The following is a 23,058-nucleotide window of genomic DNA, read 5'->3' as shown; positions in this document are numbered from 1 at the left end:
GGCAACGGGCCCAAGGGGGGCCTTACCGGCACTAATTCACAAATCCAGTCACCGGGTTAGCGGACGCCCTTAACACCCGGTCGAATTCCGGGGCCCCGCCCGATCAGCGGCTTGGCTCTATACTCGGCCCCGACCCACAAGGCGGTGACCCCTTCCCCTCCATGCGAATTCTCAAGCGTCTGCTGCGCTATGCGCTGTACCTGGCCCTGGCCGGCATCCTTTTCGTGGTTGGCGCCGTGGGCGTCGCCTACTGGCTGCTGGCCCCGCGTCTGCCGTCCGTGGCTGTGCTTCGCGACTACCACATGCAGGTGCCCCTGCGCGTGCTGAGCTCCGATGGACGCCTCATTGCCTCATTCGGTGAAACCCGGCGCATTCCGGTGCATATCGCCGACGTACCCGCGCGGCTGAAGAACGCCGTGCTGTCGGCGGAAGACGCCGACTTCTACAGCCACCCGGGCGTGGACTGGCACGGCATCGCGCGTGCCGGCATCCATGTGATCGTGTCCGGCGGCGACAAGGGCCCTGGCGGCTCCACCATCACTCAGCAGGTGGCACGCAACTTCTTCCTGAGCCCCGAGAAGCTCTATTCGCGCAAGCTCACGGAGATGTTCATCGCCCTGCGCATGGAGAACGAGCTCAGCAAGGACCAGATTCTCGAGCTCTACATCAACAAGATGTTCCTCGGGCACCGTTCGTACGGCCTGGCGGCCGCGGCCGCCTATTACTACGGCAAGACGCTCGACCAGCTGACCGTGGCCGAGTGCGCGGCGCTGGCCTCCACCTTCCAGCTGCCGTCGGTGGTCAACCCCATCAACAATCCCAAGCGGCTGCTCGCGCGGCGCAACTGGGTGCTTGGGCAGATGCTGAGCAACCGCTTCATCACCCAGGCCGAATACGACCAGGCCGTCCAGGAACCGAACGACGCGTTCCCGCACGAACAGCAGATCGAGGTGGACGCACCCTACCTTGCCGAGATGGTTCGCCAGCAGGTGCTGGAGAAGCTTGGCAACGACGCCCTCACCGAGGGTTACGTCGTGCACACCACGGTGCCCAGCGACAGCCAGGCTGCCGCCAACGAGGCGCTGCGCGGCAGGCTCTCCGCCTACGACCGCCGGCACGGCTACCGCGGCCCCGAGGGTCACGAGGAACTGCCGGCCCAGGCCGGTCCTGACGATTACGACCGCGTTCTCGCCGGCTACACAAGCGTGGCGGGCATGATTCCCGGCATCGTCACGGAGACAGGCGCGAAGGAGGCGAAGGTGTACCTCTCGCCCAAGGAAACCGTCACGCTCAGCCTGGAGTCCATGGCCTGGGCCCGGCCCTACGTGAACGAGGGCCGCGCAGGCGCGGCGCCGACCCGCGTGGACGCGGTGCTCAAGCGCGGCGACGTGGTGCGGCTGTTCCATGCCGCCAAGGACGAGGTCAACGAAGACGTCGCCACCGATGCCAACGCGCCCAAGCCCGAGCCGAAGCTAGAATGGCGCCTTACCCAGATTCCCGCCGTGCAGGCGGCACTGGTGTCGCTGGACCCGGAAGATGGCGCGGTACGCGCGCTCGTCGGCGGCTTCAGCTTCGTGCGCTCGAAATTCAATCGCGCCGTCATGGCGGCCCGCCAGCCGGGCTCCAGCTTCAAGCCCTACCTTTATTCGGCCGCTTTCGATCGCGGATTCACGCCCGCGTCAATCGTGAACGACGCGCCGGTGGCCTTCCCCGATCCTTCCCGCCCGGACGGCATGTGGACCCCTTCGAACGATGACGGCAAGTTCGACGGGCCCATGCGCCTGCGCGAGGCCCTGGTGAAGTCGAAGAACCTCGTCTCGGTGCGCCTGCTCGACGCGATCGGCCTGCGTTATGCGCGCGACTACATGACACGCTTCGGCTTCACGCCGGACGCGCTGCCGCAGAACCTCTCGCTGGCGCTGGGCACGGCCTCGGTATCGCCGATGAGCATGGCACGCGGCTATGCCGTGTTCGCCAACGGCGGTTATCTGGTCACGCCTTATTTCATCTCGCGCATCGACGACCGCGACGGCAATCCGGTGTACGTGGCCAATCCCGAACGCGCCTGCGCCGACTGCCAGGAACGTCTGCTCAATCCCACACCGCCCGGTCCGCCGACACAGGCGTCCACGGCGCTCATTCCCGCCAAGCCCGCGACCGCCGGCACCGCCGCGGGCAGCGGCACCGGCGACGCCGTGCTGCCGGCGGACGCGCATGCCGATGCGTCGGAAGCACCGAAGCTGGCGCCGCACGTGATCGACGTGCGCAACGACTACCTCGTGACCTCGCTCATGCAGGACGTGGTGAAGCGTGGCACGGGCGCCGCGGCCAAGGCGCTGGGCCGTGACGACATCGCGGGCAAGACCGGTTCCACGAACGACCATCGCGACGCCTGGTTCGTCGGCTTCAACGGCGACGTGTCCACCGCGGTGTGGGTCGGATTCGACGACTTCAGTTCGCTGGGGCGCGGCGAGTTCGGCGCCAAGGCCGCGCTGCCGATCTGGATGGATTACATGGGCGCGGTCCTCAAGGACAAGCCTTCCCACTCCCTCGCCATGCCGCCGGGCATCGCCACGGTGCAGATCGACCCGGGTACGGGGCTGCCCTCGCCGGGCGGCATGAACGAGATCATGAAGGTTGAAGACGTCGACCGTCTTCGCGAGCAGGCGACGCAGAAGCAACAGGAGGAACAGCAGGAACACGCCTACGACATCTTCTGACGCGCGCCACGCACCGGCGCGCGCCTGACACACGCACACACCACACGGGGGTGAGTCATGGCACGAGGCGAACACCACAGGATCCATGCCCAGGACCGGACGCAGCGCAATCGCGTCCTCGTCGCCCAGGAGGCGGCACGCCTGATGAGCGAGCATGGCATCCGTGACTTCCACCACGCGAAGCTGAAGGCGGCCGAACGGCTCGGCATCGTCGATACGCAGGCCCTTCCCCGCAACAACGAGATCGAGGACGCGCTGCGCGAACACCAGCGCCTCTTCCACGGCGACACGCAACCGCAGGCCCTGCGCGCCCGCCGCGAGGCGGCTGTGGAGGCCATGCGCTTCCTCCGCGGCTTCGACACGCGGTTGGTAGGCGCGGTGCTCGAAGGCACCGCCGACGAACATTCGGCTGTCTGCCTCCACGTCTACAGCGACGACCCTGAGGCCCCCGGTATGTTCTTGCGCGAGCAGGGCATACCGCTGCAAACGCAGACACGCCGTCTGCGCTGGTCGCCCACGGAACAGAGCGAGCACACCGTGCTGCTGTTCGGGGCGGACGGCATTCCCTTCGATCTCACCGTGCTGCCGATGGACGCGCTGCGTCAGGCACCGATGGACCGGGTGGACGAGCGCCCCATGCGCCGCGCCACGGCGGCCATGGTGCAGGAGTTGCTGGCGGAAGAAGACATCGAGGCGTTCAACGCGTCGACGTGAGTTTGGGGGCCGAAACTAGTTCTGTGGGAGCCGCTTCAGCGGCGATCCCGCGGCAGCGGGCAAGCTTGCCGCAAGCCCCCATCGCCGCTGAAGCGGCTCCCACATAAAAGAAGCCCCGCTTTCGCGGGGCTCTTTTTTTAGCGCTTGTCGCTCGGAACGTAGTCGCGAACGTCGGCGCCGGTGTAGATCTGGCGCGGGCGGCCGATGCGCGATCCCGGGGTTTCGTGCTGCTCGATCCAGTGCGAGATCCAGCCGGACGTACGCGCGATGGCGAACATGACGGTGAACATCTCGGTGGGGATGCCCAGGGCCTTGTAGATGATGCCCGAGTAGAAGTCGACGTTCGGGTACAGCTTGCGCTCGACGAAGTAGTCGTCCTTCAGCGCGGCCTCTTCCAGCTTCATGGCCACGTCGAGCAGCGGGTCGTTCACGCCCAGCTCGTTCAGCACCTTGTGGCACATCTCGCGGATGATCTTCGCGCGCGGGTCGAAGTTCTTGTACACGCGATGGCCGAAGCCCATCAGGCGGAAGGAATCGTTCTTGTCCTTCGCGCGCTTGACCGCCGTCTCGACCTTGTCGGCCGAGCCGATTTCCTCGAGCTGCTTGAGCACGGCCTCGTTCGCGCCACCGTGTGCGGGACCCCACAGCGCGGTGATGCCCGCGGCGATCGACGCATACGGATTGGCGCCGGTCGAACCGACGAGGCGCACCGTGGACGTGGAGGCGTTCTGCTCGTGGTCGGCGTGCAGGATGAAGAGCAGGTCGAGCGCCTTGGCCACCACCGGATTCAGTTCCAGCGGCTCGCTGGGCACTTCGAACATCATGTGCAGGAAGCGCGTGACGTACTCGAGGTTGTTGCGCGGATAGCGCGTGGGCCAGCCGATCGAGTGACGGTAGATGGCGGCGGAGATCGTCGGCATCTTCGCGATGAGGCGGATGGCGGCAAGCTTGCGGTCTTCCGGGTTATCGACGTCGAGCTTGTCGTGGTAGAACGCCGACAGCGAGGCGATGGAGCCGGCAAGCATGGCCATCGGGTGCGCGTCGTGGTTGAAGCCGCGCAGGAAGAACTTGAGGTTCTCGTGCATCATCGAGTGATGCGTGATGTCGTGCTCGAACTTCGCGAACTGGTCCTTGTTCGGCAGTTCGCCGTTCAGCAGCAGGTACGAGGTTTCGAGGAAGGTGGACTTCTCGGCCAGCTGCTCGATCGGGTAGCCGCGATAGAGCAGGACGCCCTTGTCGCCGTCGATGTAGGTGATGGCGCTCTTGGTGCTGGCGGTGCTGCCGTAACCCGGATCGTAGGTGAAGTAGCCGGTGTCCTTGTACAGCGTGCCGATGTCGACGCACTCGGCGCCGAGCGTGCCGCCGATAACCGGCAGTTCGCTCACGGGCTTGTTGGATTCATCGACCAATTTGACGGTTTTGGCGTCGGACACGGCGAGCTCCTCTTCGTCTCTGTTCCCGCCGTTCCGCCAGGCGAAACGACGTAGGGATTTTGGGAAACGGCACCCTGGGGAAGGTGTCGTACCGGCCGCTACGTGCGGCCGAAGTTCCCCATTATCGCACAGCGGTAGTTCAAACGTCCGTTAGAGGTTCGTGTGCGCGGGACGCAAAAAAGACACGGGGCAAGCTTCGGCTCGCCCCGTGTCCTCGATCCTCGCGAAACGCCACCCCGCAGGCGGCGCGCGGATGTAAAGCTTCTTACTTCTTGCCGTAGCGCTGACGGAACTTGTCGACGCGGCCGCCGACGTCCAGCGTCTTCTGCTTGCCCGTGTAGAACGGGTGCGAGTGGCTGGTGATATCGAGCTTGATCACGGGATATTCGTTACCGTCTTCCCACTTGACGGTTTCCTTGCTGGACATGGTCGAACGCGTGAGGAACGCGAAGTCGGACGAGAGGTCCTGGAAGACCACCGGCTGGTAGTTCGGGTGGATGTTCTCTTTCATGGCTTGAACCTGAGAAATAGCGGGGTGAAAAGAGCGGCATTGTAGCCAGCGCCCGGCCGCTTGGCAACCGGCCGGAGGCTGCGGAATCAGGGAACGCCCAGGGCCCGGGCGATCAGGTCGCCGAAGCGGGCCTGGTCCACCTCCAGCACGATCCGGGCATTGGCCTTGCCGCCCAGCCGGCGATGCCAGTCCACCACGGTGGCGCCGCGAGTGAGCCGCCCGTCGAGTTCCACGGCCACGTGGCGGGTTTCCGCCCGCTCCACGATGGCGGGGTCCAGTGCCACGGCCATGGCCAGCGCGTCGGCCGCGATGAAGCCGGTGCGCTCGTGTTCGGCGTTGAAGCGCCTCGCGGTGCCGAAGATCTTCTCGAAGAAGGCGGCCCGGCGGTCGCCCGAGGCAACCCAGCGTTCGTAGAGGTCGTCCGGGAATGCGTGGCGCACCGTGGCTTCCCAGTCCACGAGATCGAACATCGGGAACGCCTCGAAGACCACGTGCGCGGCTTCCGGGTCGAACCCGATGTTGAACTCGGCCGGCACCTTGCCCGTGTTGCCGTGGCCGGTCACGGCGCCGCCCATGATCACCAGCCGCTTCACGCGCTCCGGCAGGGTCGGGTCCAGGCGCACGGCGAGCGCCAGGTTGGTGAGGGGCCCGAGGGCGACGAGGGTGAGTTCACCCGGACGCTCGCGGGTGAGCCTGAGCAAGGCCAGCGCCGCGTGCTCGGCCTCGGCCGCATGGGCCGGCTCGGCAAAACCCACGTCGCCGAATCCGTCCGCGCCGTGCACGAAGGCGGCGTCTTCGTCGGGCTCGCGCACGAGGGGCGAGGGACAGCCGGCGAAGACAGGGGTGCGCGCGCCGAGAAGATCGACCAGGGTGCGGGCATTACGCACGGTATGACCGAGGCCGACGTTGCCCGCGGCGACGGTAAGCGCGGCCACGTCCGCGTGTTCGTGCGCCATGAGGATGGCCAGCGCGTCGTCCACGCCGGGGTCGGTGTCGATCAGCAACGGAACTCGGTTCATCGTCGATGGCTTTCCGTAAAGGCCGCACAGCATAGCGCCCGCCGACGGATCAGGCACCCTGCGCCGCCGGCTCGGTACGCGCGCCGAAGTCGAAGCCGAGTTCGCGCGTGACCTGCTCCACGCCGGCGCAGAGGGCGTCCAGCGCGGGCGTACGCGCCGCGATGCGGGAGCGGAGGTCGAGCGTACACGCGAGGCCGGCCTGCAACAGGTCCGCGTGGGCGACGTGCAGCGTATCGGCCTGCATTCCGGACAGCAGCCCCGCGTCGCGAAGCGTGTCGATCAGCACGCTGCTGGCCGGCGTATCCAGGATGGACGGATGCGACGACGCATGCGCAAGCACCATGCCCTGCAGGATGAACTCGATGTCGATCAATGCGCCCCTGCCCTGCTTGAGATCGATGCGCGTGGCGTCGGACCGATCGCGCTCGCCCCGCCAGCGCGCGCGCATCGCGCCGACCTCCGCGCGGACGCGCTCCGGATCGCGCGGGGTGGCGAGGATATCGCGGCGAATGGCCGAGAGCGCTTCGCCGATGACGGGATCGCCCGCCACGGGGCGCGCACGCAACAACGCCTGGTGCTCCCACGTCCATGCGCGATCGCGCTGGTAAGCCTCGAAGGCGTCGACACTGGCCACGAGCAGACCCTTCGAGCCATCGGGGCGCAGGCGGGTGTCCACTTCGTAGAGGTGTCCCGCATGCGTCTGCGCGCTCAGCCAGTGCATGACGCGCTGTGCGAGGCGCTGGTACCAGCGGGTGCCGTCCACGGGGCGGGGACCGTCGCTCATCGCGTTTGCGCGTTTTCCGTCGTACACGAAAACAAGGTCGAGGTCGGACGCGAAACCGAGTTCTTCTCCACCCAGGCTGCCGTAGCCGAGCACCGCGAAGCCGCTGCCTTCGCCGGGTAGCCGGCCGTGCTGCGCCGTGAGTTCGCGCGTGGCGAGCGCGACGATCGCCGCGATCACAGCCTCGGCCAGACCCGCGAGGCGGCGCGCCGTGGCGGTGGCGTCGGCGCGGCCGTCGTTGAACGCCAGCCCCAGCCGGAAGGCGATGCTGGAGCGGAATTCGTTGATGCGTTCGAGCTCCCGTTCCGCGTCGCGCTCATCGAGCGCGCCCAGGGTCCGGGCGATGTCGGCAGAGATGTCGGCGCGCTTCAGCGGCAGCTGGTCGATGCGCGGGTCCAGCACGTCGTCGAGCAGCAAGGGCTGTGCGATCACCCGCTCCGCGAGAAACGCGCTGTCGGCGAAGACGGTGGCGACACGCCGGCGCGCATTCGGCTGTTCGTCGAGCAGCGCAAGGTAGGACGAGCGGCGCGCCACCGCCTGCACGAGACGGAGAAGACGAAGGAGGCTGGCGGCGGGCGCCACGGATTGGTGTGCCGCGTCGATCAACTGGGGCATCAGGCGTTCCAGGCGTTCCGCCGACCGCGCCGACATCGACCGCACGGACGCCGCGCGGGGAAGCTTCACCAGTTCGTCGGCCACCTCGCGGCCCGGCACGAAACCCGCCTCCTCCATCATGGCGTCGGTCAAGGTCTCGTCGCGCGCCGCCTTCCACAGCGCGACGTCCGCAACCGGGACCGAAGCCTTGTCCCCAGCATCGGGCATGAGCACCGCTGCGAATTCCGCGGACACCTCGTCGCGATGCTTGGCCAGTTCGACCGCCAGCTCGTCCCAGGAGGCGTGCCCCATGCCGAGCGCGAGCCGCTCGCGCGACAATTCGTCGTCCGGAATGTCGTGTGTCTGCGCATCGCGCAGCATCTGCACGCGGTTCTCCAGCCGGCGCAGGAAGACATACGACGCCCGCAACGACTTCGCGCGCGCCGCCGGAATGTACCCGCGCGCCTCGCACGCACGCAGCGCAGGCAAGAGCCCGCGCACGCGCAATGCGGGATCGCGCCCACCGCGGATCATCTGCGTGAGCTGCACGATGAATTCGATCTCACGGATGCCGCCGGGGCCGAGCTTGAGGTTGCCCGCCAGGTCCTTGCGGGCCACCTCGGCGTCGATCAGCGCCTTCATCTCGCGCAAGCCGGCGAAAGCCGTGTAGTCGAGATAACGGCGGTAGACGAACGGACGAAGCATGTCCTGCAATTCGCGCCCCGCCACGCGGTCGCCGGCGACCGGACGTGCCTTGATCCAGGCGTATCGCTCCCAGTCCCTTCCTTCACGCTGGTAGTACTGTTCCATCGCCGAGAACGGCAGGGCCAGGCGTCCGGACTGCCCGAACGGACGAAGGCGAAGATCCACCCGCGCGCAAATGCCGTCCACCGTGGGCTCGGCAAGCAGCCGCACGAGCTGCCTCGCCTCGCGTACGAAATATTCGCCGTTGTCCAGCGGGCGCGAGCCGTCCGTTTCGCCACCCGAGGCGTAGGCGAGCACGAGGTCGATGTCCGAGGAAAAATTCAGCTCGTTGCCGCCGAGCTTGCCGAAACCGAGGATCACCATGCGCTGGGCGTGGCCCGAGGCATCGCGCGGGCGTCCGTAACGCGCATGCAGCGACGCCTCCGACCAGCGCAGGGCCACCTCGAGCAACGTCTCATAGAGCGCACTGGTCGAAGAGAGCGTGTCGTCCAGCTCGTCCAGACCGTTTACGTCGCGGAAGACGATGCGAACCGCCTCCGCATGCCGAAACCGGCGAAGCACGGCCATGCAGCGCTCTTCGTCGTCCGGAAGCTCGAGCGTCGCGCCGCGCGTTGCCGCGTCGGCGTTCGCGCGAAAACGCTCCAGGCCGGCGGGCGAAAGCAATTCCGGCTGCCGTCGCAGGATGTCGAAGGCGAAATCCGAAGCGAGGAGCGTGCGCCGGATCCGCTCGGCGACGCCGGCGTCGTCATGGACAGGAATACGGGCCGCGCGGCAGGCCGCCATGAGGTCGGCGTAGCGCTGATCGATAAGCGTGCGCAGCGAGTCGCTCTCACGCCGGGCTGGGACTGGACTGGTCATCCGCCGCATTGTGCCTCAGGCCATGGCTTGGCCGAAGCCGCGCCCCGCCCGGCGCCCGCCGGGCCCGCCGGGCCCGCCGCAACGGCGCATGAACCCTTTCCACTCCCCGGACAACGCATTCATGTCAGCTACGTTACAGTCCCATGCCCTGAAGGCGCGGGCGCGACTGCTAAGAGGATGTGATGACGGCCGATTCCAACCATTGGCGAGACCTCGCGGGCCGCGTGGCGCTGCCGCTGTGCCTCGCCGTCGCCTTCATCCTCTATACCGGTTTCCTCGACGGGAACCCCGGCGTGGCCAGCCTGGAGTGGTCCTCGCGCCCGTTGCACCTGCTGGCCAACGCGTTTCCGGGCCTGCTTCTGGCCAGTCTGCTCCTGGTACTCACCCGCCGCCCCTGGCTTTCGTTCGGCATCGCCTTCATGGCGCAGGGCGCCGTGCTCGTGGTGAGCGACATCAAGATGAAGAACCTGGGCTCCCCGCTGCTCCCTTCGGACTTCCGCATGGTCGGGCAGTTGAAGAACGGCGGCGCGCATCTCCTTGGCGGCTACCTGCCGTCCAGCCCGCTTCCTTATCTGGCCATCCTTGCCGTGATCGGCCTCGTCGTTCTCGCCGCCCGCTTCGAGCCACCGCTGTTCGCTCGGCGCACGCGCGGGCGCCGTCTCGTCGCCGGCGTGGCGCTCGTGACCCTGATCGGCACGCTGCTGGCGGGCACGCCGGCATGGTCCGCGCTGTACGACAAGGACCGCCTGGGCCTCCAGCCGTGGTCCGCGGCGGGTAACGCGCATTACAACGGCGTGGTCACCACGATCATGCAGTTCCGGCTGCAGAATGCCGGAAAGAAAAAAGCGAAGCCCGACGCGGCCGAAGCCGGCCGTTTCATCGCCGATAGCGACAGCGACCTGCGCCGGCACATGAGCGCGGCAGCCGAGAACCAGCGGCAGACGCCCGACATCGTGGTGGTACAGAGCGAATCGTTCTTCGATCCGTCCGTCATCCGTGGCATGGAAGGCCAACAGTTCGCCCCGAACCTGCACCGCCTGGCCAGGCATGCCAGCAGCGGCCAGCTGCACGTGCCGACGTACGGTGGCGGCACGATCCGCACCGAGTTCGAAGTGCTGACCGGGCTTTCGCTGCGCTACTTCCCGGACATGCAGTTCCCTTACCTGCAGATGCACAGCGGCGTGGTTCCGAGCATGGTGCGCACGCTCCGTTCGCACGGCTACGAAACCATCGCGGTGCACGGCAACGACGCGGGGTTCTGGAACCGCACGGCTGCCTTCAAGTCGCTGGGCTTCGACCGCTTCGTGTCGCAGCCGGACTTCCCGAAGGATTACAGGAAGGACGGTGCCTACATGGCAGACAGCGCCATGACCGACGAGATCATGAACCAGCTACGCGATTCGGGGCCGCCTCGCTTCGTCTTTGCCATCAGCATGGAAGCGCACGGACCGTACGACAACTCCGCCAACATCGACACGAAGGAACGCGATGCCATTCCGGCACCGGAAGGCATCAGCAACGAGGCGAAGCTGCAGTTCCGCAACTACGTCTACCACATGCGCCACGCCGATGCGGAACTGGGCCGGCTCGCCGATCTTCTGAAGCATCGCGAGCGTCCGACCCTGCTGCTGTTCTACGGCGACCACCTGCCGGCGCTCACGGAAACCTTCGACAAGGTGGGTTTCGCGGGCGGTTCCAACATGTTCAACCAGACGGTGCCTTACATCCTCATCGACGCGCACGGCGATGGCCCCGCGCCAGCGAAGGAAGATGTCGCCGCCTGGATGCTCCCGGGCAAGCTGCTCGAACAGGCAGGCGTGCACGACGACGCCTATTTCGCCCTCACCCAGGTGGTGGCACCGAAACTCGCCGCGCTCACGCACGCACCGGAAGCCCCGACGCCCGCGGAAGACCCCATGCAGAAGTACGCCGACATCTCGATGAGCAATGTGGCGATGCTGCGACTGAAGCGAAAGCTCGACCCGCTACTGGCACAGTATGCGGCACCTGATGCAGGCGCCATCGCGCAGCGACGCAGTGCGATCGAGCAAGGCGCGGCCGAAGGCGCGGGGCAGTAGTTGCCCTAAGTTAATAGTAATTCCTTCTCGCAATGCGTCCTCAAGGTTAAATCGGACCGAGGGAACGCAACGCACGTTAATACATACCCTTGCCGCACTTGATCATCGTCGAGATAGCTTTGATCGCTCTGATCTACCTTGCCGCTTATTAACTTCGCGACGCAAGCGCTGCAGGCGCCGACTCTGCATATGTAGGGTAAACCTATTCCTTGAGCTTCGGCCGCCTCCAAAATGCGCTCGTCATCGGGCACGTCTATTGTCGCGTCGAGCCCTTCTTCCGCGTTTTGCAGTTTCACTTTGTATTTCATGTCCTCGCCCCGTCCTTGTCGATGAAGTTCTCTAGAGGAATGCCCGCGAAGTCGGAAATACTCCCGCTCAAATGACAGCGCCATGAATCTCGCCCGCTGGCCGGCAAGATTCGAACGTCGTCACGGACAACGAAGGGTTTTGTGACATCCGAATCCACCTCCGCCGAAAGCGGAGCCGCTTCCATGAGGCAGCCAGCATGATTGAGGTTGTCCCGCCGATGGCAATCCACCAAGCCCGCTCGCATTTTTTCGTTGAAGACGAAGGAACTCCCGATGCGTTCGCGCTCCCAAACTGGAGAGGTGCTGCCCTGGAGCGGAATCGCTACGGCGTCCACCGCATGCCTCGGCAGCTCTGGGAAGCAATCCGCGTGGCTGTGCCTGAAGCTACTTGTCTGGTTTGTGGTTATGCGCCGATAGGTCAGCCCGAACCGCCAGATGTACTCGTTAAGATGGACTGGGATGCATTCGCTGCAGACGAGCAAAATCCCGCCCGCGTTTCTCCCGAGTGGGTCGCCTATGACCGCAACGGACGCATGGCGATCCTTGCAGGCTTCGATGTCACCATTGTGGGCTTCCCGTTTGCCGTTGCCGACGAGGTCGATCAGATTCTCTTAAGGGAAGGAAAGAACCTTCGCGAATTGACTCGCGGCGATTTTGGCCATGAGGATCAATGGCCTTTCCTGGCGACTGTCATGAAGTAATACCGTCCTGTTGCGTCTCGCGAAACGATCAGCGCGCACAGGGTGTGCTCCCAAAGGTATTCCCACATGCTGGCGCCAGCGTGTCGCATAAATGACATAGCGAGACACGACATGGCACGCCTGCACGTAGTCGCTTTTCATGCGACCACGGCAGGCAACAGTGAGCTATCGACCTATCGCAAGAACACTGCCTTGAACGCTCGCCATGTGAGGCAGATCGCCAGGTGAGCTGGAAGAATGCGCTCCAATGTCCAAATGATCAGCGACGTATCGCCCGCCTGCGAGATAGCGCCGCTGCCATAGCCACCCAAAAGCTCCACGATCAAACTTCTCGGTGGGATATCGGCGGGACTCGTGATCGCCTCCATGACAATGACAACGATCGACACAAACAGTATCCAGATCACCCACAGAACGGGCGTCAGAAAACGCCTCATACGACGATCACTTGACCATACGCCTTCATGTCAGCACACGGCATATCGAACATCTCTTGAGAGAGAATGATTTGCCGGAGTGAAAGGAAATCATGCATGAACGGCAGCGTGATACATCCGGCACTTTGTCCGGTCCACCCGGATGGATGCAGCCGAAATTGCCCGCGCATGACGCTCTCACAAAATGTGTGGTCGTCGGTCTTCGGGTCATCGGCATAGAGTGCGAACCACCAGTTCGCCTTCTTGAACTTGTCCTTCAACTCACCCAGGCGCCCACCGGATTCCCGGTCAACGATGTAATACGTTCCCCGTGGAATTGGGCCATTCGGGACGCACTGTTGCAAGACAGTATTGATGCGCCCTTCTTCGCCAGAGAAGGCAGGGAAACTGCTCGCGCCGACCGTTAGCGTACTTATGGGCAGATTGTTCAGCCGAAACCGGCAAGTAAGCATTGTGACACTCCTTCTTGTTTGATGTTCTTCCGTTAGTCGCTTGAGAAAATCGGACATTCCAATCTCCCAAAACCGACGAAGGAGCCCCGCTTGCGCGGGACTCCTTCGCTTGTAACGCACAGATGGAGAGCGGGACTTAGAAGTCCATGCCGCCCATGCCACCCATGCCGCCCGGACCACCGTGGGCGTGGCCTTCGTCCTTCTTCGGCAGCTCGGTCACGGCCGCTTCGGTCGTGATGATCGAGCCGGCGACCGAGGCCGCGAACTGCAGGGCCGAACGGGTCACCTTGGTCGGGTCCAGGATGCCGAAGGCGATCATGTCGCCGAACTCGCCGTTCGCGGCGTTGTAGCCGAAGTTACCCTGGCCGTCCTTCACCTTGTTGAGCACCACCGACGGCTCTTCGCCGGCGTTGGCGACGATGGCGCGCAGCGGCGCTTCCAGCGCGCGACGGGTGATGGCGATGCCGAGGTCCTGGTCCTGGTTCTTGCCCTTCAGGCCGTCCAGCGCCTTGAGCGAACGGATCAGGGCCACGCCGCCGCCCGGGACCACGCCTTCCTCGACGGCTGCACGCGTGGCGTGCAGGGCGTCTTCGACGCGGGCCTTCTTTTCCTTCATCTCGACTTCCGTCGCGGCGCCGACCTTGATGACGGCCACGCCGCCAGCCAGCTTCGCCACGCGCTCCTGCAGCTTCTCGCGGTCGTAGTCCGAAGAGGTCTCTTCGATCTGCGCCTTGATCTGGCCGATGCGCGACTGGATGCGCTCGGCTTCGCCGGCGCCGTCGATGATCGTGGTGTTTTCCTTGGTGATCACGACGCGCTTGGCGCGGCCCAGATCGTTGATGGTGGCCTTGTCGAGCTGCAGACCCACTTCCTCGGAAATGACCACGCCGTTGGTGAGGATGGCGATGTCTTCGAGGATGGCCTTGCGACGGTCGCCGAAGCCCGGCGCCTTGACGGCGGCGACCTTCACGATGCCGCGGATCGTGTTGACGACGAGGGTGGCCAGGGCTTCGCCCTCGACTTCCTCGGCGACGATCAGCAGCGGCTTGGCTGCCTTGGCGACGGCTTCGAGCACCGGCAGGAGCTCGCGGACGTTCGAGATCTTCTTGTCGTGGATGAGGATGAACGGATCGTCCAGTTCAACCTGCTGCGACTGCTGGTTGTTGATGAAGTACGGCGACAGGTAGCCGCGGTCGAACTGCATGCCTTCGACGACGTCGAGTTCGTTCTCGAGGCCCGAGCCTTCCTCGACCGTGATCACGCCTTCCTTGCCCACCTTCTTCATCGCGTTGGCGATGATGTCGCCGATGTCGGCGTCGGAGTTGGCCGAGATGGTACCGACCTGGGCGATGGCCTTGTCGTCGGCGGTGGGGTTCGAGAGGCTCTTCAGCTCGCCGACGGCGGCGGCGACGGCCTGGTCGATACCGCGCTTCAGGTCCATCGGGTTGATGCCGGCGGCAACGGCCTTCAGGCCTTCCTGGATGAACGCCTGGGCGAGAACGGTCGCGGTCGTGGTGCCGTCACCGGCCACGTCGGACGTCTTCGAGGCGGCTTCCTTCACGATCTGCGCGCCGATGTTCTCGTACTTGTCGGCCAGCTCGATTTCCTTGGCGACCGAGACGCCGTCCTTGGTGACGGTGGGGGCGCCGAAGCTCTTCTCGAGCACGACATTGCGGCCCTTCGGGCCGAGAGTGACCTTGACGGCGTTGGCGAGGGTGTTCACACCCTTGAGCATGCGCGAGCGCACGTCTTCGCTGAAGCGGACTTCTTTAGCTGCCATGATTGAGTTCCGTAAAGAGTAAGAAGGTAAACAGTAAGTAGGAGCGAGGAGCGAAACGGCGAAGCGTCAGCTTTTTACGGTTGACGGTTCACTCTTCACGCTTCACGCCTCCAGAATCGCCACGATGTCGTCTTCCTTCAGGAAGACCAGCTCTTCGCCGTCGATCTTGATTTCCTGGCCGGCGTACTTGCCGAACAGGACGGTCTCGCCTTCCTTCACCGACATCGGGCGGACCGAGCCGTTTTCCAGGATGCGGCCGTTACCGGCGGCGATGACCTTGCCGCGGGTCGGCTTCTCGGTGGCGCTGTCGGGGATGACGATGCCACCGGCCGAAACACGCTCTTCCTCGAGACGCTTGACGATGACGCGATCGTGCAGCGGGCGCAGTTTGCTCATGACTTCTCCAACCATGTGATTGACAGACAAGGAAATTAGTACACCCTGTTAGCACTTGGCCAGGGTGAGTGCCAGAATTTTAGCCAAAGGTCCCACCGATCAGGAAGGCCCTTCGATCACCGACAGATGGCGCCGTGCGATACCCGTTCAAGGGCACCGGTGCAAAAAAGACGCGGCCGAGGGGGCACAATGGTCGTCATGTCCCAGCCTGTCGCCATCCTTATCGCCTGTCCGCAAGGCGAACCGGCCGCCGCCCTGGCGCGCGGCCTCGTCGAGGCGGGTCTCGCCGCCTGCGTGAACCACCTGCCGGGCATGCGGTCCACTTACCGCTGGAAAGGCGAGGTGGTCACCGACGGCGAAGACCTGCTGATCGTGAAAACGGTCCGCGAGGCCTTCCCCGACGTCGAGGCTTTCGTCCTCGCCAACCATCCCTACGAGGTGCCCGAGGTGGTCGCCCTGCCTCTGGTGGAAGGCCACGCGCCTTACCTCGCCTGGCTGGAGGCCGGGGTGCCCACGACACGTGCAAGCCAATCCGGAATCCCCCGGTCATAATGACCGACGTTGTCGCGGTTTCGTCGCCGTATCGATCCATGGAGTCGACATGATGTCTGTTGTCCGCCGCGCGCTGCTCCTCGCCGCCGGCCTCGGTCTGTTCGCCGCCCTTCCGGCCCTTGCCCAGGATGAGCAGGATCTCCTGCCCGTCACCCAGGCCTTCCATCTCACGACGGACGCCAGCCAGCCGGGCACGGTGAAGCTCCATTGGCGCATCGCGCCGGACTATTACCTCTATCGCGGGCGAATCAAGATCGCCGCGGCGGACCCGGCGGCGGTGAAGCTCGGCGAACCGAGCCTTCCCAACGGCCTGAAGGAGCACGACGAGTACCTGGGCGACGTCGAGATCTACCACGGCGACATCGAGGCCACGGTGCCCTACACCCTGGCCGACGCAGGTGCAAAGACGATTGCGCTCAACGTCCAGTACCAGGGCTGCCACGAGGTCGAGCCGAAGATCTGCTACCCGCCGAACACCGAGCATCTGACGCTGACGATCGGGGGGCCTTCCACCATCCCCACGGCGGCAGCCGCCACGCCGCCCGCCAATGCCGCGGCGCTGCTCGGCGCCCCCGTGGCGGTCACGCAGGGTAGCGAAGCACAGCCCCTGCCCGCCGAGCAGGCCTTCCGCTTCGAGGCGTTGGTAAAGGACCACGGCAGCCTCCTGCTGCGCTGGACGATGCCAAAGGATTACTACCTGTACCGCGACAAGACGCAGATCGCCGTGGTCTCCCCTGCCGGCGTGAGCGCCGGCGAACCGGACTGGCCCAGCGGCACCGCGCACCACGACGAGCACTTCGGCGACACCATCGTCTACTTCGACCAGGTGGAACTGCCCGTCCCCCTGGAAGGCGCCGCGAAGGCCACCTCCCTGGCCGTGGACGTGTCCTACCAGGGCTGCCTGGAAAACGGCATCTGCTATCCGGTGATGAAGCGCCGCGTGAACGTGGACCTCGCGGCCGGAACGGCCTCGGTCGGCAGCGCCACCGAGACGCCACAGCCCGCCGCCGCTCCCGCCGAGGTGGCCCCGACGCCGCCCCCGCCGGGCATGGCGCCGGGCGGCGATGCGCCGGTCGGATTCATCGCCGCCATCGGTCTCGCACTCCTCGGCGGCCTGGTGTTGAACCTCATGCCCTGCGTGCTGCCGGTCCTTTCGCTGAAGGCAGTCACCGTGCTGGAAAGCGGCGAGAGTCACGCGGCCGCACGCCGCCACGCGCTCTGGTACACGGCCGGCGTGCTCGTGGCCTTCGCCGTGCTCGGCCTGATCATCGTCGGCATCCGCGCCGCGGGCCACGGCATCCAGTGGGGCGCGCAGTTCCAGCAGCCGCTGGCCATCGGGGTGCTCGTCTACGTGATGCTCGCCGTGGGCTTGTCGATGTCCGGCGTGTTCGAGATCGGCGGTTCGCTCGGCGGCGTGGGTAGCGGGCTGGCCGCACGCTCGGGCCGTTCGGGCGACTTCTTCACCGGCGTGCTCGCCGTGGTGGTCGCCAGCCCGTGCACGGCACCGTTCATGGGTTCGGCCATCGCCTTCGCCTTCGCGGCGCCGTTGACCGTGGCCTTCCTGATCTTCCTCGCATTGGGCCTGGGCCTTGCGCTGCCCTTCCTCGTGATCGGCTTCGTGCCCGCGGTCGCGCGGCTGCTGCCGCGACCGGGGCGCTGGATGGAAACGCTGAAGCAGGCGCTGGCCTTCCCGATGTACCTCACTGCGGTGTGGCTGCTGTGGGTGCTGACGAAGCAGCGCGGCGCGGATGCCGCCGCGCTCGTGCTGGCTGGTGGCGTGCTGCTGGCCATGGCGCTGTGGTGGTACGGCCGCAGCCGCGGCGGCCGGGCGCTGTCCTGGGTGTTCACCGGCGTGCTCGCCTTGGGCGCCGCCGCCGCCCTCTGGACGGTGCACGGGCTCCCCGCACCGCAGACGGTCACCACGGCGGCGGACGGCTCGGTGCCCTACTCGCCCGCGAAACTCGCCGAATTGCGCGCCGCCGGCACACCGGTGCTGGTCGACATGACCGCCGACTGGTGCATCACCTGCAAGGCGAACGAGCATGCGGTGCTGGACACGGACGCCTTCCGCGCTCTCCTGAAACGTACCGGCACCGTCTACATGAAGGGCGACTGGACCGACGTGAACGCCACCATCGCCGCCTTCCTCGAGCAGTACCACTCCGTGGGCGTGCCGCTCTATGTGGTGTACCCGAAGGGCGGCGGCGAAGGCACGAAGCTGTCCACCGTGCTTACCTACGACACCGTGGAGAAGGCGCTCGAGGCAGCCGCCCGGCCATGATCCGTAGCCCGACGTTCTTGATCGTCGCCCTGGCCGTCGCCGCGGCAGCGACAGGCCTCTATCTCGAACACCGGCGCCTCCATCCACCGCCGCCGCAGGGCATCACGGTGGCCGACGTGGGCGACTTTCCGCCCGACGCCACCTTCCTCACGGTCGACGGCAAGCCACGCCAGCTCTCGGACTGGCGCGGCAAGCGCGTGCTGGTGAACTTCTGGGCCACCTGGTGCGCACCCTGCCGGCGCGAGATGCCCTTGCTGAGCGAGAACGCCGTGCGCTACAGAGACCGGAACGTGGCCGTCGTCGGTGTCGCCGAAGACACCGCCGGGGCCGTGCGCGGTTTTCTCGCCTCGCGTCCGGTGGCGTACCCCGTGCTGCTTGCCGATACGGACGCGCCTGGCGGCTCGCTTTCATTCGGCAACATGCGCCGCGTGTTGCCTTATAGCGTTCTCATCGGTACCGACGGGCGTATCGTGCGGCGCAAGCTGGGCACCTTCAGCCAGAAAGAACTCGACGAATGGCTAGCCACACCACCATGAACGCCCCGCCCTCGCACGACGAAGCCATCGAGGCCACGCGCCTCTGGCTGGAACACGCCGTCATCGGCCTCAATCTCTGTCCGTTCGCCAAGGCGGTGCAGCGGAAGGGCCAGGTGAGGTATGTCGTAAGCGACGCGCAGCAACCGCTGCAACTGCACGCCGATCTGGTGCGCGAGCTCGAACTGCTGCGCGACACCGATCCCGAGGCGGTGGACACCACGCTCCTGATCCACCCCTTCGTGCTCGCCGACTTCATGGATTTCAACGAATTCCTGGAAGTCGCGGATGCCGCGGTGGCCGACCTGCAGTTGGAAGGGGATATCCAGGTGGCCAGCTTCCACCCGGATTTCCAGTTCGAGGGCACGGCGGCCGACGACATCACCAACTACACGAACCGTTCGCCTTTCCCCACCCTGCACCTGTTGCGCGAAGCCAGCATCGACCGCGCGGTAGCCGCGTTCCCCGACGCCGCCGCGATCTTCGAGACGAACATGGAAACGCTGGAGAAGCTGGGGCACGAGGGGTGGCGGGAGCTGTTTTCCTGATCGTCTTGCTTGGGAGCCGCTTCAGCGGCGATGGGTGCTTGCCACAAGCCGGCCCGCTGCCGCGGGATCGCCGGCGAAGCCGGCTCCCACAGTGTTGAGGGTTCCAAGGCAAGCCAAACCATACGGCTGCGTGTGGAAAGTCTCGATCTCCAGCGAACTGCGCCGAACTCCATCGAACTGGACAACCTGCGGCGACAGGCGCACACTGCGCCGCGAACCGGGGGAGCCGGACCCGCTAAAAGGTGAACAGTGGCCAGGATCCTCGTCCTGCACGGACCCAACCTCAATCTGCTCGGAGTGCGCGAACCTTCGGTGTATGGCCGCGAGACCCTGGCCGACATCAATACGTCGCTCCAGACCCGCGCCCAGGCAGCCGGTCACGACCTGGGCTGGTTCCAGTCGAACGCGGAGCACGAACTGGTAGGCCGCATCCACCAGGCGCGCGACGAAGGCACGGCCTGGATCCTGCTGAATCCGGCGGCCTTCACTCACACCTCGATCGCCCTGCGCGACGCGCTGGCCGGGGTGGCCATTCCGTTCATCGAAATCCACCTGTCGAACCCGCACGCCCGCGAGCCGTTCCGGCACCACTCCTATGTGTCGGACATCGCAGCCGGCACGATCTGCGGTTTCGGGGGCGACAGCTACCGTCTGGCACTGGAAGCCGTCCTGCTCCGACTCGCCGTCCCGGCGGCCTGAAAAATCCTTTCGTGGCGCGCCCGGCGCGCCCGCCCCACCACCAGAAGGTTTGTCCCATGGACCTGCGCAAGATCAAGAAACTCATCGACCTGCTCGAGGAATCCAACCTCGCCGAGCTGGAAATCAAGGAAGGCGAGGAAGTGGTCCGTCTCTCGCGCGTGCCCAAGGGCGGCGTCGCCGTGGCCGCACCGCAGATGATCGCCGCGCCCGTGGCGCCGGCACCCGCCGCGGCCGCACCGGCCGCCGCGCCGGCCGCCCCCGCCGCCGAACCCGGCCTGCCGCCGGGCCATGTGGTGAAGGCCCCCATGGTGGGCACCTTCTATGCCGCCTCGACGCCGGGCGCTCCGGCGTTCGCCAGCGTGGGCCAGCAGGTGAAGGCCGGCGAGACGCTGGGCATCATCGAAGCCATGAAGATGTTCAACCAGATCGAGGCCGACGTTGCCGGTACCGTCGTCGCCATCCTGGTCGAGAACGGCCAGCCGGTGGAATTCGACGAACCGATGTTCGTCATCGCCTGAGGCCACGACGCATGCTCGAGAAGGTCGTCATTGCCAACCGCGGCGAAATCGCGCTGCGGGTGCTGCGCGCGTGCAACGCGCTCGGCATCAAGACGGTCGCGGTGCATTCCACCGTCGATCGCAACCTCAAGCACGTCGGCCTGGCCGACGAATCGGTATGTATCGGCCCGGGCCCCTCGGCCGAGAGCTACCTCAACATTCCGGCGATCATCGCCGCGGCGGAAATCACCGACGCCGGAGCAATCCATCCGGGGTACGGCTTCCTGTCGGAAAACGCCAACTTCGCCGAACAGGTGGAGAAGTCGGGCTTTGTCTTCATCGGCCCCACGGCCGACGTGATCCGCCTGATGGGCGACAAGGTGGAAGCCATCCGCGCCATGAAGGCCGCGGGCGTGCCGTGCGTGCCCGGTTCCGGCGGCCCGCTCGGCGACGACGTGGACGAGAACATCCGCATCGCCCGCGAAATCGGCTACCCCGTGATCATCAAGGCTGCGGGCGGCGGCGGCGGTCGCGGCATGCGCGTGGTGCGCACCGAGGCCCACCTCGCCAACTCCATCGTGATGACGAAGCAGGAAGCCAAGGCGGCTTTCAGCAACGATCAGGTCTATATGGAGAAGTTCCTGGAAAATCCGCGGCACGTGGAAATCCAGGTGCTCGCCGACGGCCAGGGCAACGCCATCCATCTCGGCGAACGCGACTGCTCCATGCAGCGCCGCCACCAGAAGGTGGTGGAGGAAGCGCCGGCACCGGGCATCACGCCGGAACTGCGCGAGCAGATCGGCAAGGTGTGCGTCGACGCCTGCATCCGCATCGGCTATCGCGGCGCGGGTACGTTCGAGTTCCTGTTCGAGAACGGCCGCTTCTACTTCATCGAGATGAACACCCGCATCCAGGTGGAACATCCGGTGACGGAGCTGGTGACCGGCATCGACCTCGTGCGCGAGCAGCTGATGATCGCCAGCGGCCACAAGCTGTCCATTCGCCAGGAAGACGTCGTGCTCACCGGCCATGCCATCGAGTGCCGCGTGAATGCCGAAGACCCGGACACCTTCATGCCGAGCCCCGGCACGGTGAAGCGTTTCGAGGCGCCGGGCGGCCCCGGCGTGCGTGTGGACACGCATCTCTACGACGGCTATCGCATTCCGCCCAACTACGACTCGATGATCGGCAAGATCATCGTGCACGGCCCGGACCGCGCCACCGCCATCGCGCGCATGCGCATGGCCCTGGCGGAAACGGTGATCGAAGGCGTGAAGTGCAATATCCCGCTGCAGCAGCGCATCATGGCCGACGTCGGCTTCCAGCAGGGTGGACAGAACATCCACTACCTGGAAAAGCGCATGGCCGAGCAGAAGGAAACGCCGCCGCCGGTGTGAGAGTCGTGGGATGTGGGAGCCGCTTCAGCGGCGATGGGTGCTCGCGGCCAGCTTGCCCGCTGCCGCGGGATCGCCGCTGAAGCGGCTCCCACAGAAGTCACCGGCCGCTCAACCGGATTTGCGATAGCCGCTGATGCGCACCCAATCCTCCAGCGTGCGCACCTCAAGTCCCTCGAACCACTCGGCGTAGCGCGCCAGCAGTTCCTCGTGCTGGCCGTGCAGGATGCCCGACAGCGCGAACGGCGCACCGGGCTTCACCGCGGCGGCGAAGGTGGGCGCGAGTTCGCCGAGCGGGCCGGCGAGGATGTTCGCCACCAGCAGGTCGGCCAGTGCCTCCGGCGCTTCCCCGGGCAAATAGACGTCCAGATCGCCGTGCACGCCGTTGCGCTCGGCGTTGTCACGCGAGGCCAGCAGCGCCTGCGGATCGTTGTCGATGCCGATGGCGTGCGCGGCACCCAGCTTCAACGCCGCGATGGCGAGGATGCCGGAACCGCAGCCGTAATCGAGCACGTGCTTGCCCGCCAGCTGCTGGCCGTCGAGCCATTCCAGGCACATCGCGGTGGTGGGATGCGTGCCCGTGCCGAAGGCAAGGCCGGGGTCGAGACGCACGACCACGATGCTGCCATCCTCGGGCGGCTCGATGTTCCAGGGGTACACCCACAGCCGGCGCCCGAACGGCATCGGCTTGAACTGGTCCATCCACGCGCGCTCCCAGTCCTGGTCGTCCACCATGCGCCAGCCGATCTGCGCGGGCTCGATGAAGGGCAGGTCGTCGGCGATGGCCGCGGTAAGGCCGCGCTTGTCGGCGTCGGCGTCGAAGAGGGCATTCAGGACGATCTGGTTCCACAGCGGGATCTCTCCCACGCCCGGTTCGAAGATGGCCTCCTCGTCGGGCGTCTCGGCATCGGCGTCCTGCAAGGTGATGGACAGGGCGCCGAGATCTTCCAGCGCGGCTTCGACGCGCGGCTGCTCGGCGGCACGGATCGTCAGGGAAAGTTCGAGCCAGGGCATCGTGGGGCCAGTGCGGGGGAACGGGCCCTCGATTCTACCGGCACGCATGGGCA

At 65.9% G+C, this 23,058-nt stretch carries 21 protein-coding genes; 11 read left to right on the top strand and 10 right to left on the bottom strand.

Annotated features, from left to right (window positions below):
- Nucleotides 1-161 precede the first annotated feature (161 nt).
- Nucleotides 162-2,720: a penicillin-binding protein 1A gene (locus tag HBF26_RS09215; RefSeq protein ID WP_167125231.1), complete on the top strand. Its 2,559-nt coding sequence runs from the start codon at nucleotides 162-164 to the stop codon at nucleotides 2,718-2,720.
- 57 nt (nucleotides 2,721-2,777) lie between these two features.
- Nucleotides 2,778-3,434, top strand: coding sequence for a hypothetical protein (locus tag HBF26_RS09210; RefSeq protein ID WP_167125230.1), 657 nt, complete (start codon nucleotides 2,778-2,780; stop codon nucleotides 3,432-3,434).
- Between the two features lie 137 nt (nucleotides 3,435-3,571).
- Here the strand turns inward: HBF26_RS09210 and HBF26_RS09205 are convergent, their stop codons facing one another.
- From HBF26_RS09205 to glnE, 4 genes are all read right to left on the bottom strand, one after another.
- A complete protein-coding gene (locus HBF26_RS09205) occupies nucleotides 3,572-4,867 on the bottom strand; it encodes a citrate synthase (RefSeq protein ID WP_167125229.1) in 1,296 nt (431 codons plus the stop codon).
- 265 nt (nucleotides 4,868-5,132) lie between these two features.
- Entirely contained in the window at nucleotides 5,133-5,378 is a 246-nt protein-coding gene (locus HBF26_RS09200) for a type B 50S ribosomal protein L31 (protein ID WP_090056306.1), read from the bottom strand.
- Nucleotides 5,379-5,464: 86 nt separating this feature from the next.
- Nucleotides 5,465-6,397 (bottom strand): nucleoside hydrolase, encoded by a 933-nt coding sequence (locus tag HBF26_RS09195; RefSeq protein ID WP_167125228.1) that lies wholly within the window; start codon nucleotides 6,395-6,397, stop codon nucleotides 5,465-5,467.
- 49 nt (nucleotides 6,398-6,446) lie between these two features.
- Nucleotides 6,447-9,335 (bottom strand): bifunctional [glutamate--ammonia ligase]-adenylyl-L-tyrosine phosphorylase/[glutamate--ammonia-ligase] adenylyltransferase, encoded by a 2,889-nt coding sequence (gene glnE / locus HBF26_RS09190; RefSeq protein ID WP_425482978.1) that lies wholly within the window; start codon nucleotides 9,333-9,335, stop codon nucleotides 6,447-6,449.
- 182 nt (nucleotides 9,336-9,517) lie between these two features.
- On the opposite strand from glnE, the gene HBF26_RS09185 reads away from it, so the two are divergent.
- The gene (locus HBF26_RS09185; RefSeq protein ID WP_167125226.1) at nucleotides 9,518-11,413 is read left to right on the top strand and encodes an LTA synthase family protein; all 1,896 of its coding nucleotides are present in this window, start codon (nucleotides 9,518-9,520) and stop codon (nucleotides 11,411-11,413) included.
- A gap of 5 nt (nucleotides 11,414-11,418) precedes the next feature.
- On the opposite strand, the gene HBF26_RS19920 is transcribed toward HBF26_RS09185, so the two are convergent.
- Nucleotides 11,419-11,721 (bottom strand): 2Fe-2S iron-sulfur cluster-binding protein, encoded by a 303-nt coding sequence (locus HBF26_RS19920; protein ID WP_167125225.1) that lies wholly within the window; start codon nucleotides 11,719-11,721, stop codon nucleotides 11,419-11,421.
- Nucleotides 11,722-11,918: 197 nt separating this feature from the next.
- Between HBF26_RS19920 and HBF26_RS09175 the strand changes: the two genes are divergently transcribed.
- Entirely contained in the window at nucleotides 11,919-12,422 is a 504-nt protein-coding gene (locus HBF26_RS09175; protein ID WP_167125224.1) for a hypothetical protein, read from the top strand.
- 173 nt (nucleotides 12,423-12,595) lie between these two features.
- On the opposite strand, the gene HBF26_RS09170 is transcribed toward HBF26_RS09175, so the two are convergent.
- From HBF26_RS09170 to groES, 4 genes are all read right to left on the bottom strand, one after another.
- A complete protein-coding gene (locus HBF26_RS09170) occupies nucleotides 12,596-12,859 on the bottom strand; it encodes a hypothetical protein (protein WP_167125223.1) in 264 nt (87 codons plus the stop codon).
- A complete protein-coding gene (locus HBF26_RS09165; protein WP_205287609.1) occupies nucleotides 12,856-13,368 on the bottom strand; it encodes a DUF2778 domain-containing protein in 513 nt (170 codons plus the stop codon). Before HBF26_RS09165 ends, HBF26_RS09170 begins: the two co-directional genes overlap by 4 nt.
- A gap of 79 nt (nucleotides 13,369-13,447) precedes the next feature.
- Nucleotides 13,448-15,091 carry a chaperonin GroEL gene (gene groL, locus HBF26_RS09160; protein WP_167125221.1) on the bottom strand — a complete coding sequence of 548 codons (1,644 nt, stop codon included), beginning with the start codon at nucleotides 15,089-15,091 and terminating at the stop codon, nucleotides 13,448-13,450.
- 102 nt (nucleotides 15,092-15,193) lie between these two features.
- Nucleotides 15,194-15,487, bottom strand: a complete 294-nt coding sequence (groES, locus tag HBF26_RS09155; RefSeq protein ID WP_167028388.1) for a co-chaperone GroES — start codon at nucleotides 15,485-15,487, stop codon at nucleotides 15,194-15,196.
- Nucleotides 15,488-15,685: 198 nt separating this feature from the next.
- On the opposite strand from groES, the gene cutA reads away from it, so the two are divergent.
- The 7 genes from cutA (at nucleotide 15,686) to accC (ending at nucleotide 21,994) form a co-directional block, all read left to right on the top strand.
- Nucleotides 15,686-16,039, top strand: coding sequence for a divalent-cation tolerance protein CutA (cutA, locus tag HBF26_RS09150; RefSeq protein WP_240151258.1), 354 nt, complete (start codon nucleotides 15,686-15,688; stop codon nucleotides 16,037-16,039).
- 49 nt (nucleotides 16,040-16,088) lie between these two features.
- Complete coding sequence (locus tag HBF26_RS09145; protein ID WP_338039652.1) at nucleotides 16,089-18,320, top strand: protein-disulfide reductase DsbD family protein; 2,232 nt, start codon at nucleotides 16,089-16,091, stop codon at nucleotides 18,318-18,320.
- Nucleotides 18,317-18,856, top strand: coding sequence for a TlpA family protein disulfide reductase (locus tag HBF26_RS09140; protein ID WP_167125217.1), 540 nt, complete (start codon nucleotides 18,317-18,319; stop codon nucleotides 18,854-18,856). The genes HBF26_RS09145 and HBF26_RS09140 overlap by 4 nt, the downstream gene beginning before the upstream one ends.
- A complete protein-coding gene (locus HBF26_RS09135; protein WP_425482977.1) occupies nucleotides 18,835-19,401 on the top strand; it encodes a DUF1415 domain-containing protein in 567 nt (188 codons plus the stop codon). The genes HBF26_RS09140 and HBF26_RS09135 overlap by 22 nt, the downstream gene beginning before the upstream one ends.
- Before the next feature lie 249 nt (nucleotides 19,402-19,650).
- Nucleotides 19,651-20,100 (top strand): type II 3-dehydroquinate dehydratase, encoded by a 450-nt coding sequence (gene aroQ / locus HBF26_RS09130; protein ID WP_167125215.1) that lies wholly within the window; start codon nucleotides 19,651-19,653, stop codon nucleotides 20,098-20,100.
- A gap of 56 nt (nucleotides 20,101-20,156) precedes the next feature.
- On the top strand, nucleotides 20,157-20,618 hold the full coding sequence (accB, locus tag HBF26_RS09125; RefSeq protein ID WP_167125213.1) for an acetyl-CoA carboxylase biotin carboxyl carrier protein: 462 nt from the start codon (nucleotides 20,157-20,159) through the stop codon (nucleotides 20,616-20,618).
- Nucleotides 20,619-20,629: 11 nt separating this feature from the next.
- On the top strand, nucleotides 20,630-21,994 hold the full coding sequence (gene accC, locus HBF26_RS09120; RefSeq protein WP_167125211.1) for an acetyl-CoA carboxylase biotin carboxylase subunit: 1,365 nt from the start codon (nucleotides 20,630-20,632) through the stop codon (nucleotides 21,992-21,994).
- Between the two features lie 108 nt (nucleotides 21,995-22,102).
- Here accC and prmA read toward each other — a convergent pair whose 3' ends face one another.
- Nucleotides 22,103-23,005: a 50S ribosomal protein L11 methyltransferase gene (gene prmA / locus HBF26_RS09115; RefSeq protein ID WP_167125539.1), complete on the bottom strand. Its 903-nt coding sequence runs from the start codon at nucleotides 23,003-23,005 to the stop codon at nucleotides 22,103-22,105.
- Nucleotides 23,006-23,058: the final 53 nt, after the last annotated feature.

Origin of the sequence: Luteibacter jiangsuensis (assembly GCF_011742555.1) — a bacterium.
GTDB classification, from domain to species: Bacteria; Pseudomonadota; Gammaproteobacteria; order Xanthomonadales; family Rhodanobacteraceae; genus Luteibacter; species Luteibacter jiangsuensis.
Note: the sequence above shows the minus strand (reverse complement) of the source record. Positions and strands in the feature narration are given on the sequence as shown.